At 64.8% G+C, this 12181-nt stretch carries 12 protein-coding genes and 1 tRNA gene; 6 read left to right on the forward strand and 7 right to left on the reverse strand.

Annotation, left to right across the window (positions count from 1 at the left end; genetic code table 11):
* Positions 1–89: 89 nt before the first annotated feature.
* A complete protein-coding gene (locus F7R26_RS05040; protein WP_150986284.1) occupies positions 90–479 on the forward strand; it encodes a hypothetical protein in 390 nt (129 codons plus the stop codon).
* Positions 480–745: 266 nt separating this feature from the next.
* Positions 746–3667: an HD domain-containing phosphohydrolase gene (locus tag F7R26_RS05045; RefSeq protein WP_150986283.1), complete on the forward strand. Its 2922-nt coding sequence runs from the start codon at positions 746–748 to the stop codon at positions 3665–3667.
* Between the two features lie 26 nt (positions 3668–3693).
* On the opposite strand, the gene F7R26_RS05050 is transcribed toward F7R26_RS05045, so the two are convergent.
* The gene (locus F7R26_RS05050; RefSeq protein WP_241754424.1) at positions 3694–3975 is read right to left on the reverse strand and encodes a hypothetical protein; all 282 of its coding nucleotides are present in this window, start codon (positions 3973–3975) and stop codon (positions 3694–3696) included.
* A gap of 210 nt (positions 3976–4185) precedes the next feature.
* A tRNA-Ser gene (locus F7R26_RS05055) sits at positions 4186–4275 on the reverse strand.
* Between the two features lie 272 nt (positions 4276–4547).
* Here F7R26_RS05055 and F7R26_RS05060 point away from each other — a divergent pair.
* Positions 4548–5072 (forward strand): outer membrane lipoprotein, encoded by a 525-nt coding sequence (locus F7R26_RS05060; protein ID WP_150986281.1) that lies wholly within the window; start codon positions 4548–4550, stop codon positions 5070–5072.
* Positions 5073–5146: 74 nt separating this feature from the next.
* Here the strand turns inward: F7R26_RS05060 and hemW are convergent, their stop codons facing one another.
* From hemW to F7R26_RS05085, 5 genes are all read right to left on the reverse strand, one after another.
* Positions 5147–6397 carry a radical SAM family heme chaperone HemW gene (gene hemW / locus F7R26_RS05065; protein WP_150986280.1) on the reverse strand — a complete coding sequence of 417 codons (1251 nt, stop codon included), beginning with the start codon at positions 6395–6397 and terminating at the stop codon, positions 5147–5149.
* On the reverse strand, positions 6394–7011 hold the full coding sequence (gene rdgB, locus F7R26_RS05070; RefSeq protein ID WP_150986279.1) for an RdgB/HAM1 family non-canonical purine NTP pyrophosphatase: 618 nt from the start codon (positions 7009–7011) through the stop codon (positions 6394–6396). Before rdgB ends, hemW begins: the two co-directional genes overlap by 4 nt.
* 13 nt (positions 7012–7024) lie before the next feature.
* Positions 7025–7744, reverse strand: coding sequence for a ribonuclease PH (rph, locus tag F7R26_RS05075; protein ID WP_150986278.1), 720 nt, complete (start codon positions 7742–7744; stop codon positions 7025–7027).
* A 140-nt stretch (positions 7745–7884) separates the two neighbouring features.
* Positions 7885–8799, reverse strand: a complete 915-nt coding sequence (locus F7R26_RS05080) for a PP2C family protein-serine/threonine phosphatase (RefSeq protein WP_150986277.1) — start codon at positions 8797–8799, stop codon at positions 7885–7887.
* Between the two features lie 169 nt (positions 8800–8968).
* A complete protein-coding gene (locus F7R26_RS05085; RefSeq protein WP_150986276.1) occupies positions 8969–10021 on the reverse strand; it encodes a serine/threonine protein kinase in 1053 nt (350 codons plus the stop codon).
* A 179-nt stretch (positions 10022–10200) separates the two neighbouring features.
* On the opposite strand from F7R26_RS05085, the gene F7R26_RS05090 reads away from it, so the two are divergent.
* The 3 genes from F7R26_RS05090 to rpoZ all read left to right on the forward strand — a co-directional run bounded on the left by F7R26_RS05090 (position 10201) and on the right by rpoZ (position 12089).
* Complete coding sequence (locus F7R26_RS05090; protein WP_150986275.1) at positions 10201–11142, forward strand: YicC/YloC family endoribonuclease; 942 nt, start codon at positions 10201–10203, stop codon at positions 11140–11142.
* Between the two features lie 5 nt (positions 11143–11147).
* On the forward strand, positions 11148–11801 hold the full coding sequence (gene gmk, locus F7R26_RS05095) for a guanylate kinase (protein ID WP_043344606.1): 654 nt from the start codon (positions 11148–11150) through the stop codon (positions 11799–11801).
* Positions 11802–11885: 84 nt separating this feature from the next.
* Positions 11886–12089: a DNA-directed RNA polymerase subunit omega gene (gene rpoZ / locus F7R26_RS05100; protein WP_006162413.1), complete on the forward strand. Its 204-nt coding sequence runs from the start codon at positions 11886–11888 to the stop codon at positions 12087–12089.
* The last annotated feature ends 92 nt before the right edge of the window (positions 12090–12181 follow it).

Raw genomic sequence — 12181 nt, forward strand, 5'->3', positions numbered from 1 at the left:
TTGGCGCGAGCGGGTTCAGACGCGGGCCGGCGCGACCTGATAGGCTAGTCCCACGCACGCCTTGCGCGGCTGCACCGCCGACGCCTTCCATGATCCGCTTCTGCAAATCGCCTCCTTGTCTGCTGATAGAAACAAAGTCACGATGGCTGATTCCGCGCGGCTTCGACGGATTCGCGCCGGGGCCGCTGATCCTGGTGCGGCCGGGCGTGAGCCAGGCGCTGATCGAGCATGAAAAGGTGCATGTGCGGCAATTCTGGCGCTCAGGCGGCCTGATGGGCGTGCTCTACCTGGCGAGCCCGCGCTGGCGCCTGCGTTTCGAGCTGGAGGCCTACCGCGAGCAGCTCAGGCATTGCGAGCCCGGCGCCGCGCATCATTTCGCACGCATGCTGGCGCGGCACTATCGGCTGGATATTTCGCAGGAGCAGGCGTATCGCCTTCTGACAGCGCGGGACGGGCCTGCAATCTCGGAAGAAACCTGACTCGCCGGCGATTTTGCCGCAAGCAAGGGTTGGCAGGGGCATGCACTGTGCTCTGCCCAGTACGCATGGCCGTTCAATTCGCATATTATGCGGATGGAAAACGCTGGCCGGCGTCTGCCCGTCATCCGGCAAGATAGAAGACCGATAAGAATAAAAGAATAACGACGAGCATCTGCTTTCCGGGACAGCGCTGCCCTTGGGCGCGCCTGCTGAAGTCACGTCTCTGGAAAATCATCTGGTGAAGGTGTGGGATTTCGGAGGGGTCAATGGCAACGCGCAGGCATTTCCCGCTGCATATTCATATTTCGACACTGTTCGTCACGCTGCTTCTTGTCGTCGGGGGACTGATCAGCGGGGTCGGCTATACGCTGTCGAAGGAAATGCTGGAGAGCGAATCCTCCGCCATGACGCAGCGCATGAGCCGTGAAACACTGGGCGAAGTCCAGAAGCTGATGGAGCCGGCGGAGATGGCCATCAAGCTGATTGGCCGCAGTGCCTTGCCGGATGCCGCCACGCTGCGGGACCGGCTCGCCGGGCTCGACATGCTGCGCGCCGCCATCCAGGCGTCTCCGGCATTGAGTGCGCTGTATGTCGGTTATGCCAATGGCGATTTCTTCTTTGTCCGGCATCTGCCAGATGAAGCGGAGCGGCAGGCGGTCGGCGCCCCCCCGGGAACGCAATTCATTGTCCAGAGCATCGAGCACAAGCCATCCGGCGCGGAAGGCCGCTACCTGTATGTCGACACTTCCCTGAAGGTCCTCAAGGAAGCCATGCATCCCGAGTATGCGGCGAGCTTCGATCCGCGCGCGCGGCTTTGGTATCAGCGGGCGCTCGCCAATGGCGGGCTGGTCAGCACGGCACCCTATGCGTTCTATTCCAGCGGGAAAACCGGCACGACGCTGGCGATCGCCGCCAGGGGCGGGCGCGCAGCCATTGGCGGAGACATCACGCTCGATGCGCTGGGGCAGACGCTGTCACGCCTGCGCAGCACAAAGGGCACGGCACTTGCTTTGGTGAGTCCCAGCGGCCAGCTGATCGCAAGTGACAGCGTGGCCGCGAGCGACGTTGCCGCGGTGGGCACAAACCAGGAGCCCAGGCTCAGGCAGGTGCGCGAGCTGGGCAATCCGGTACTCACCCGCCTGTCCGGCCTGATCCCGGCGCTGGACGGGACACCGAACCTGCACGACACCATGACCGTGGACGGCGAATCCTGGTACACCTCGATCGACCGCCTGAGCTCTGGAGACGAGGAGCCCCTGTACCTCGTGTCGGCCACGCCCCAGCACGAGGTCCTGCGCACGGCCAACCGGCTGCGCGATACCGGCGTGATGATCACGATCCTGATTATCCTGGTCGCGCTACCCATCGTCTGGCTGGCTGCCCGCCTGATCTCAAAGCCCCTGCAGTCCCTGGCCAACGGAGCGCAAGCCGTCCAGCGTTTCGAATTCGCCCAGCCGTTCAACGTCGAATCGCGCATCAGCGAGGTCGAGAAACTTGCCACGGCGCTGGACAGCATGAAGCGGACCATCCAGCGGTTTCTCGACATCATCCAGGCGCTGGCGGCCGAACCCAGCTTTGACAGGCTCCTGCCGATGTTGCTCAATGAAACGCTGGCTGCCGCCGACGCCGATTCGGGCGTCCTGTACCTGGTCGACGAGGATGTCCTGCAGCCGGCCTCGGCGAGGAGCCAAAGCCTGTCGGACGTAACCGCTGCGCTCGAGAAGATCCCTCAGGTCAATGCGCTTACAATGATCCAGGAGGCCATCCGCAATGGCCTGGCCCACACTGGCCAACTGACGGCAGAGGACATCCGCCGGGCGGGGCTGAGTGCGCTATCGCCGGAGCATGGGCAGCATGGCGTGGCCGTGCCCTTGCTGAACCGCCAGCGCCAGCTCGTGGGGGTGTTCCTGCTGCTGCGCGCCACGGCCATGGAAGACGCTCAGCTCTCCTTTGTCAAGGCGCTCGCCGGCGTGGCTGCAAGTGCGCTGGAAACGCGGGAGCTGATCAAGGCGCAACGCGATATGTTCGAAGCGCTGATTCAACTGATCGCGGGCGCCATCGACACCAAGAGCCCGTACACCGGCGGGCACTGCGCTCGTGTGCCGGCGCTGACCAAGATGCTCGCGAAAGCCGCTTGCGAGGCCACCAGCGGGCCGTACCAGGCATTCCAGCTGGGCGAGCAGGAATGGGAGGCCCTGCATGTGGCCGCCTGGCTGCACGATTGCGGCAAGGTCACGACGCCCGAGTATGTCGTCGACAAGGCGACCAAACTCGAAACCATCTACGACCGCATCCATGAAATCCGCATGCGCTTCGAAGTGCTCAAGCGAGACGCGGAGATCGCCTGCCTCCAGGCCGTGGCACGTGGGGAGGAAGCTGCCAGTGCGCAAGCGCGTCGCGATGCCGAATGCCGGCAACTCGACGACGATTTCGCCTTTGTCGCCGCCTGCAATGAAGGCGGCGAGTTCATGGAGCCGGCCCATGTCGATCGACTGCACCGGATTGCGGCGCGAACGTGGCTGCGCACGCTGAACGATCGTGTGGGCCTTTCACGGGACGAGAAAGCGCGCAAGGACCGCATGCCCGCGGCCGACCTGCCGGCCGTCGAACCATTGCTTGCGGACAAGCAGGAGCACCGCATCGCGCGCAGCGGGCAGGACAGGTTCGCCGAGGGCAACCCCTGGGGCTTTCGCATGGCCGTTCCCGAATGCCTGTACGACCGGGGTGAACTGCACAACCTGTCGGTTGCACGTGGCACCTTATCCGAGGAGGAGCGGTTCAAGATCAACGAGCACATCATGCAGACGCTGGTCATGCTGTCGCAGTTACCGTTTCCCAAGCATTTGCGCCAGGTGCCCGAGATCGCGGGCGGGCACCACGAGAAAATGGATGGGACGGGTTACCCGAAGCGCTTGAAGGGCGAGGAGATGAGTCCCCTGGCAAGGATGATGGCGATTGCGGACATCTTCGAGGCGCTGACCGCGCCGGATCGTCCCTACAAGAAAGCCAAGACGCTGTCCGAGTCCATCCACATCATGTCATGCATGAAGCGGGACCAGCACATCGATCCGGCGCTGTTCGAGTTGTTTCTGGTATCCGGCGTCTATCGTGACTATGCCGCGCAGTTCATGAACAAGGAGCAGATCGATCACGTGGATATCGGGCGCTATGTGCAATCTGCAATCTGAATCGAATTGACGTGCTGAACCCGGTATCAGCGTTTCCAGGTGATCGGCGCGGTGATCGAGCAGGCTGTCACCTTGCCGTACCAGGTCTTGCTGGTCGTGAGATGGATGCTTTGCTCGGTCACGGGTTCGATCTGCCGCTGCCGGCGCTCGGCCAGGCTGTTGGCCACGCTGGCAAGCGCTGCCTTGCACTGCGCCGCGGCCGTGCTGGAGCGCACGGTGAACTGCTCGTAGCGATAATTGACCAAGAGCGTGAAGCCATCCGCGGTGTAGGTGGTGGTGTACTCGGTGTCCGTGTCATACGTGGACATTTGCAGGCCAGCGTGGGGCGCCGGAGCCGGCGCCGGCGTGGCGCATGCTGCCGCTGCGAGGCAGGCTACTGCCGCCAACGCCATCGTGGATTTCAATTGCGATCTCCAGTGATTCCTTCGAGGGACGCGGGGTGCATCTTGCGCTCGTGTACGGTGGGGGGCGGGCAGCGGAAGCACGTAACCCGCAGATCTTCATGCGGCGAGGAAATCTGGCGGAAGCGGTGAGATTCGAACTCACGGATGGGTCACCCCATCGGCAGTTTTCAAGACTGCTGCCTTAAACCACTCGGCCACGCTTCCGGAAAAGGAATGGCAGGCATTGTAGCGCGAAGCGGGGAGGTCCCGGCCCGAGCGGCATGCTGCCTTTGACGCCAGCACGACGGCCAGCGCCGCGCATTATAGCAAGTGCGGGGGACGCACGGCAGGATGCGGCGTGCAAAGTTGTTTTGTCGGTGTTCGTCGGACAAGACGGAACCTTCGTTTCGTCCGACTGATCCTAATATGCTTGAGGGGACGCATGCCGATGCTCCCCCTCGTTCCACGCATTTGCAATCACTTGAGGAGAACAACTGATGAACGGCAAGACTCTGTTGAGCGTGGTGGCGGCCGCTGCGGTGGTTGGCTTGGCGGGTTGCGCGGCGCCCGGTGGTGGCTATGGCGGCGGCTATGGCGGTGGCTACGGCGCGCCGCAGCAAGCGGCGTACCAGGCACCGCCCCCGCCCCCGGGCACCAATACCTACCAGGCACCCGCGAATTCGGTGTTTTATGGCCGGGTGGAATCGATCGAGCCGGTGACGACTCAGCAAAGCAGCTCGGGCTTGCTCGGCACGGTGATCGGCGGCGTGGCCGGCGGCTTGCTGGGCCACCAGATCGGCGGGGGCACCGGCAATACCATCGCCACCATCGGCGGTGCGGTGGCGGGTGGCGTGGCGGGCAACCAGATCGAGAAGCGCGCGGGCAGCAGCACCGATACCGTGTATCGCGTCAACGTGCGGCTGGACGATGGCCGCATGGCTACCGTGACGCAGCGCAACGTCAGCAATCTGCGCATCGGTGCCCGCGCCCAGGTGGCCAACGATATGGCAACACCGTACTGACCGGCATGGCTGGGCGATCAGTGAAACGGCCACCCTCGGGTGGCCGTTTCACTGATCGCGGCGTGGCGTGGCGATCAACCTTTCAGGAACATCTCCTGCAGGTCGTTCAGGAAGCGCCGCCCAAGCTCGGTGGGCTTGATGGTGGCCAGGTCCGCTTCCAGAAGGCCCTTCTTTTCGGCGGCGGCCAGGTCGCGGCTGATGGTGTGCAGCGGCAGCCCGGTGTGGTCGAAAAACGTGCTGGCCGGCACGCCGTCGGTGAGGCGCAGCGCGTTGAGCATGAACTCGAAGGGAAGGTCGGCGGCGCCGACATCGTGCTGCTCCTGCACCGCGTTGCCTGCCATGGCCTGCGCCATATACGTGGCGGGATGCTTGTGGCGCATCTGGCGCAGCACCCGGTGCGGGAACGACAGCTTGCCGTGCGCGCCGGCCCCGATGCCCAGGTAGTCGCCAAAGCGCCAGTAGTTCAGGTTGTGGCGCGCCTGCCGGTGCGGCCGGGCGTAGGCCGAGGTTTCGTAGTGGACGTAGCCTGCCTGCGCGGTACGCGCTTCGATCAGGTCCTGCATTTCATATGCGCTGTCGTCATCCGGCAGCGCCGGCGGGAACTTGGCGAACAGCGTGTTGGGCTCCAGCGTCAGGTGATAGAGCGACAGGTGCGCGGTGTTGAAGGAGAGTGCCGTCTCCAGGTCCTCGGCGCATTCCGCCATCGTCTGGCCAGGCAGCGCGTACATCAGGTCGAGGTTGACGTTGTCGAAGTTGTTCAGCGCGATGCCGATCGCCGCGCGGGCTTCGGCGCCGCCGTGGATGCGCCCAAGCGCAGCCAGATGGCGGTCGTTGAAACTCTGGATGCCGATGGACAAGCGGTTGATGCCGCTGGCGCGATAGCTGGCGAAGCGCTCCGCCTCGAACGTGCCGGGGTTGGCCTCCATCGTGATCTCGGCGTCGGCGTCCAGCGGCAACAGCGCGCGGATATCCGACAACAGCCGGTCCATGCCGGCGGCCGACAGCAGGCTGGGCGTGCCGCCGCCAATGAAGACCGTGTGCACCTGGCGGCCCCATACCAGCGGCAGCGATTGCTCCAGGTCGGCGCGCAGCGCGTCCAGGTAGGCGTCTTCCGGGATGTCGTGGCTGTCCGCCGCACCGGGCACGGCATGCGAGTTGAAATCGCAGTACGGGCACTTGCGCACGCACCACGGGATATGCACGTAGAGCGACAGCGGCGGGGAGCCTGGCAGCGCAAGCTGGCCCGGCTGCAGCCACAATGACTTGGTATCGGCGGGGGCGCCGGCGCTGGCGCCCGTGGACGCCAGGGGAATGATCGGGATCATGGGCAGCCCGTTCTGGGGCCGTCGGCCCGCAGGCGCTCGGTCAGCGCCTTGAGCGCAAGCGCGCGGTGGCTGATGGCGTTTTTTTCCTCGGCGCTCAGTTCGGCCGCGGTCTTGCCCAGGTGCGGCAGCAGGAAGTGCGGATCGTAGCCAAAGCCGGCGTTGCCGCGCGGCGTGTCGACCACCTCGCCGGCCCACACGCCCTCGGCGATCAGCGGCCGTGGATCCTCGGCATGGCGCACCAATACCAGCACGCAGTAGTAGTAGGCGTGGCGGTTGAGCTTGCCGGCCAGCTGCGAGATGAGGTGCGCGTTGTTGGCGGCATCGGACTTGGGTTTGCCCACGAGTTGCGCATAACGCGCCGAGTAGACGCCCGGCGCGCCATCCAGCGCGTCGACGCAGATGCCGGAGTCATCCGCCAGCGCGGGCAGGCCGGCCAGGCGGCTGGCGTGGCGCGCCTTGGTGAGGGCATTCTCGACGAAGGTGGCGTAGGGCTCCTCGGCCTCGGCAATGCCGAGCTGCCCCTGCGGGATCACCTCGAAGCCGAGCGGCGCCAGCAGTGCGCCAAACTCGCCGAGCTTGCCGGGGTTGTTGGAGGCGAGGACCAGGCGTTGCATGGCGTTCACCGTATCAGGCCAGGCCCAGCGCGCGGCGCTGGTGCGCCACCAGTTCGGCAATGCCTTGCTCGGCGATGCGCGTCATCGCATCGAGATCGGCGCGGCTGAACGGCACGCCCTCGGCGGTGCCTTGCACTTCGACAAAGCCGCCGCTGCCGGTCATCACCACGTTCATGTCGGTGTCGCAGTTGCTGTCCTCGGCATAATCCAGGTCGAGCACGGCCACGCCATCCACCATGCCAACCGACACGGCGGCAACGAAGTCGCGGATCGGGCTGGCCTTGATCTGGCCGTCGCGCAGCATGGCGGAAACCGCGTCATGGGCGGCCACGAAGGCGCCGGTGATGGCCGCGGTGCGGGTGCCGCCATCGGCCTGCAGCACATCGCAGTCCAGGTGGATGGTGAATTCGCCCAGCGCCGACAGATCGAACACCGAGCGCATCGCGCGGCCGATCAGGCGCTGGATTTCCTGGGTGCGCCCGGTCTGCTTGCCGCGGGCGGCTTCACGGTCCGAGCGTGTGTGGGTGGCGCGCGGCAGCATGCCGTACTCGGCGGTGACCCAGCCTTCGCCACTGCCCTTCTTGTGGGGAGGCACCTTGGCCAGCACGCTGGCGGTGCACAGCACCTTGGTGTCGCCAAAGGCACTCAGGACAGCACCTTCGGCGTGGCGGGTGTAGTGGCGGGTCAGAGCAATAGGGCGCAGCGCATCGGCTGCGCGTCCGCTGGGTCGCATGTGGGAGTTTTCTCGGAAATCGATTCAGGACCCGGATTTTAACGCCGCCGGGCTGCGCGTGCGCGTCCTGCGCCAACTCCCCCTGCGGGAGCGTGCGAATTCCCGCGCCATTGCGGCGCGGGCGGTACTTTAGCCGGGGCTCAGCGCATGAAATTGCTGGTCTTGTCGATCGCCGCGCGGATCTCGGCGATGGAGCGTTCGATCTCCTCCTCGGAGAGCAGGTCGGTATCGCCGCCGTTGTTCTCCAGGATCGAGGTGGTGAACGTGTTGAGCGGCAGGGTTTCGGTGGCGACCGAGTCCTCGTTGGACAGGTGGGCGTCGAGTTCCCACATCATGGCGATGGCTGTCGTGTTGTCGGCGCCGTCGCCGGCGTTGTGCAGCGCCTGCTCGATCAGGTCCGGGATGGCATGCACCACGGACAAGTTGGTGACCTTCTCGACCAGAAGTTGCTCTTCGATGCTGCCCCACAGCCCGTCGGAGCACAGCAGCGCTACGTCGCCCGGCTCCAGCCGCAGCGGGCCGCCGATATCGATCAGCGGCAGGTTGGGCGAGCCCAGGCAGTTGTAGAGCTTGTTGCGCTCGGGGTGGTTGGCCACGTCAATCGGCAGCACGCGCTCCTGCTGCAGCAAGTTCTCGATCTTGGAGTGGTCGCGCGTGCGGGTCAGAAGGTTGCCCTTGCGGACCAGGTAGAGGCGCGAGTCGCCGGCATGGGCCCAGTGGATCTGGCCGTTCTGGACCAGGCAGCAGACCACGGTGGTACGCGGGACGTCCGCGAGCTGGTTGGCTTCAGCGTAGCGATGAATTTCCCGGTGGGCCAGCATGATCGTGTCCTGCAGGAAATCGGCAGGATTGCGGATCGAGGGCCGGGCCTGGGCCTGGAACTGGCGTGCCAGGGTCTGCAGGGCTTGCTGCGCGGCGACTTCGCCCAGCGCGTGGCCGCCCAGGCCATCGGCCAGCACCATCAGCAAGGCATCGCGCGTGAAGCAATAGCCCATGCGGTCCTGGTTGATGCGGCGGCCGCCTTTTCTGCTTTCCTGGTAGACGGAGAATCGCATGGTGGCTGTAGGAGTCAGTTCTTGAGAGACGGCGGCGTCTGCGCGCTCCACCGGCACAGCGTGCGGGCGGGCCGCGAGGCGACGGTTCTCATCATAGTTGTTATTGATAGCAGAGGGGGCGGAGGGAGATGGGGCTGCGCACGGCGCGGGGATGGCGCCATTTAGTGCGTTATTCGCCGCTCGCGCCGGCCTCCTTGGCCTGGGTTGCGGCGGCTGGCTCCTCGCGTTTGCGCAGCAGCGTCAGGAACCGGCTTGCCAGGGGGCGCTCGGTGGCGGCCGCGGCTGCGGGCGTGGCCGCCTGCTCGCCTAGGGCATTGGTTTGTTCGCGCAACTCCTTCTGCAGCCGGAACACGCTCTGCGGCCGCTCGGAAGGGGGCAGGCGCAGGCACCATTCGACCAGGTCCACCAGGCCGTCGGTATAGCTGGCGCGCAGCCGCGTGATGGAGTCCGCCATGCGGTCGTCCTTCTCGCGCTGGTTGGCCTCCTGGGGTGGCATGCCGGCCATGCAGGCATAGAGCGTGGCGCCAAGGCTGTAGATGTCGGTCCACGGGCCCAGCTCGGAATGCTTGCCGTACAGCTCCGGCGCGGCAAAGCCCGGCGTGTACATGGGCTGAAAGCGCGCCGCTTCCATGGTCAGGATCTGGCGGGCGGCGCCAAAATCGAGCAGGATGGGCGATTCGTCTTCGCGCAGGTAGATATTGCCGGGCTTGATGTCCAGGTGCAGCAGCTTGTGGATATGCACTTCGCGCAGGCCGCTCATCAGGTCATGGAAGACCTTGCGGATGAAGTGTTCGCGCAGCACCTTGGCGCGGCCTTGCTGGCGCGCGTGCAGGATGTGTTCCTGCAGCGTTTTGCCCAGCTCGTAGTTCATCACCATGTAGACGGTGGAATTCTCGCGGAAGAAATTCACCACGCGCACCACGCTGGGATGCGAAATCTTCGCCAGCGAGCGGCCTTCCTCGAAGAAATACTTGAGCCCCAGCCGGAAGGACGCCGCGCTTTCCTCGGGCACCACCGGGATCAGCTCGCCCGGCTGGCGGCGTGCCAGCGACGACGGCAGGTACTCCTTGATCGCGACAGGCGAGCCGGTCTCGTCGGTGGCCAGGTAGACGAAACTGAACCCCCCGCTGGCCAACTTCTTTACAATACGATAGTTGGACAGCAGCGTGCCGATGGGCAGCGGTGCGCTCTTCGGAGGTGATGCGCCCTTTGGCTCTGTCATAGGATTCGGGACCTTGAATGCCTCCGGATTGTCCTGACTAATCGAAGACTTGTAAAGAACACAATAGCGGCCATTTTGGCCTCTCTTTTCGGCGTTCAACCAGCGCGGTTGCGGGGCTGCCGGCTCCCCGGGGCTGTTTGAACCCATGCGGCCAGATGGCCATTTCGCGAGACTATTCAATGATCCACAGCATGACAGGCTACGGCCTGGCGACGCGCCAGGCGCCGCTGACGGACGCGCAAGGCGCGCCCACCGGCAGGACCGCATCCGTTTCGGTGGAGTTCCGCACAGTCAATTCGCGATTCCTCGACCTGTTTTTCCGGGCTCCCGAAGAGTGCCGCGCCTTCGAGCCGGCGCTGCGGGAAATGCTCATGGCGAAGTTGTCGCGCGGCAAGCTGGAATGCCGCATCAACCTGCAGCGCGCCGATGCCGGCGCTGGCGGCACCACGCTGGCGCTCAACGATGCCTTGCTGGCGCAGATCCGCTCGATCGAGGCCACGGTAGCAGCTACCTTCACGCAAGCCGGCTCGCTGCGCATGGGCGAGATCCTGCGCTGGCCCGGCGTGCTGGTGGAACCCGAGTTGTCGCAGGATGCCCTGCGCGAGGCCGTGACGGGCGCAGCCAAGGAAGCGCTGGGCCAGTTGCTCGAAGCGCGCCGCCGCGAGGGCGACGCGCTCAAGGCCACGCTGGACGAGCGCATCGAAGCCATGCTGGCCATCGTCGAGCGCCTCACGCCCACCATCCCGCAACTGATTGCCCACCACCAGGACAAGCTCACCGAGCGCCTGCAGGAGGCCTTCAACCTGGTAGCGCCCGGCGGCATGCCCTCGATGAGCCGGGACGAAATCGGCGAGCGCATCCGCCAGGAGGCCACGGTCTACGGCATTCGCATCGACATCGCCGAAGAGCTGTCGCGCCTGCAGGCCCACCTGAACGAAACCCGCCATATCCTCAAGAAGGGTGGGCAGGTTGGCAAGCGGCTCGATTTCATGATGCAGGAGCTCAACCGCGAAGCGAACACGCTGGGCTCCAAATCAGCGGCCAAGGAACTGGCCGATGCCGCCATGGAACTCAAACTGCTGATCGAGCAGATGCGAGAACAGATTCAGAACCTAGAATAATCATCATGAGTGAAACCTCGTCCCACGTCGCCATCGACACCGCCTACCCCGGCAACCTGTTCATGGTGGTGGCGCCTTCCGGCGCCGGCAAGTCCACCCTGGTCAACGCGCTGCTGGCGCAGGACCAGGCCATTCGCCTGTCCATCTCGCACACCACGCGCGCGCCGCGTCCCGGCGAGCAGGACGGCCGCGAATACCACTTCACTACCGTGGATGCGTTCCGCGCGGCGCGCGATCGCGGTGAATTCCTCGAGTGGGCGGAAGTGCACGGCAACTACTACGCCACCTCGCGGGTGTGGATCGAGCAACAGATGGCCCAGGGCAACGATGTGCTGCTGGAAATCGACTGGCAGGGCGCGCAGCAGGTGCACCAGCGTTTTTCCAACGCCATGGAGATCTTCATCCTGCCGCCGTCGCTGCAAGCGCTTGAAGAGCGCCTGAACAAGCGCGGCCAGGACGAGCCGAACGTGATCGTGCGCCGCCTGCTGGCAGCCGGCAGCGAGATGGCCCACGCGTCCGAGTCGGACTATGTCATCATCAACGAGGTTTTCGAGCAGGCGCTCGAACAGCTTCGCAGCGTCATTCGCGCTACCCGTCTGCGGTTTTCGTCGCAAAAGGCGCGTCACGCCGACCTCTTCATCGAGCTCGGTATTCATTGATCCGGAGCGCGGCGGGAACGTTTCTTGCCGCGTGCTGTAAAATAGCCGGCATCGCATAAGGTTTTGTCCCGAGGTGGATTACATATGGCGCGTATTACCGTCGAAGATTGTCTGAAACACATCCCGAATCGCTTCGAGCTCGCGCTCGCGGCAACGTACCGGGCCCGTCAGCTGGTGCAGGGTCACACTCCCAAGGTCGAGGCCAAGGACAAGCCCACGGTCGTGGCGCTGCGCGAGATCGCCTCGGGCCAGATCGGCATCGAGATGCTCAAGAAGGTACCGACCTGATTTTCGGGCGGCGGTGGCCTGTCCTAGCAACGCGTACCTTTGCATTGAGACTCTGCTAACGTACTTGTTCGCGTACTTGCTTAACCAGCCAG

It is taken from the genome of Cupriavidus basilensis, from assembly GCF_008801925.2.
GTDB lineage: Bacteria > Pseudomonadota > Gammaproteobacteria > Burkholderiales > Burkholderiaceae > Cupriavidus > Cupriavidus basilensis.

Coding starts and splice junctions, on each gene's coding strand:
- F7R26_RS05040 (WP_150986284.1), top strand. CDS start 90: ATGATCCGCTTCTGCAAATCGCCTCCTTGTCTGCTGATAGAAACAAAG.
- F7R26_RS05045 (WP_150986283.1), top strand. CDS start 746: ATGGCAACGCGCAGGCATTTCCCGCTGCATATTCATATTTCGACACTG.
- F7R26_RS05050 (WP_241754424.1), bottom strand. CDS start 3,975: ATGTCCACGTATGACACGGACACCGAGTACACCACCACCTACACCGCG.
- F7R26_RS05060 (WP_150986281.1), top strand. CDS start 4,548: ATGAACGGCAAGACTCTGTTGAGCGTGGTGGCGGCCGCTGCGGTGGTT.
- hemW (WP_150986280.1), bottom strand. CDS start 6,397: ATGATCCCGATCATTCCCCTGGCGTCCACGGGCGCCAGCGCCGGCGCC.
- rdgB (WP_150986279.1), bottom strand. CDS start 7,011: ATGCAACGCCTGGTCCTCGCCTCCAACAACCCCGGCAAGCTCGGCGAG.
- rph (WP_150986278.1), bottom strand. CDS start 7,744: ATGCGACCCAGCGGACGCGCAGCCGATGCGCTGCGCCCTATTGCTCTG.
- F7R26_RS05080 (WP_150986277.1), bottom strand. CDS start 8,799: ATGCGATTCTCCGTCTACCAGGAAAGCAGAAAAGGCGGCCGCCGCATC.
- F7R26_RS05085 (WP_150986276.1), bottom strand. CDS start 10,021: ATGACAGAGCCAAAGGGCGCATCACCTCCGAAGAGCGCACCGCTGCCC.
- F7R26_RS05090 (WP_150986275.1), top strand. CDS start 10,201: ATGATCCACAGCATGACAGGCTACGGCCTGGCGACGCGCCAGGCGCCG.
- gmk (WP_043344606.1), top strand. CDS start 11,148: ATGAGTGAAACCTCGTCCCACGTCGCCATCGACACCGCCTACCCCGGC.
- rpoZ (WP_006162413.1), top strand. CDS start 11,886: ATGGCGCGTATTACCGTCGAAGATTGTCTGAAACACATCCCGAATCGC.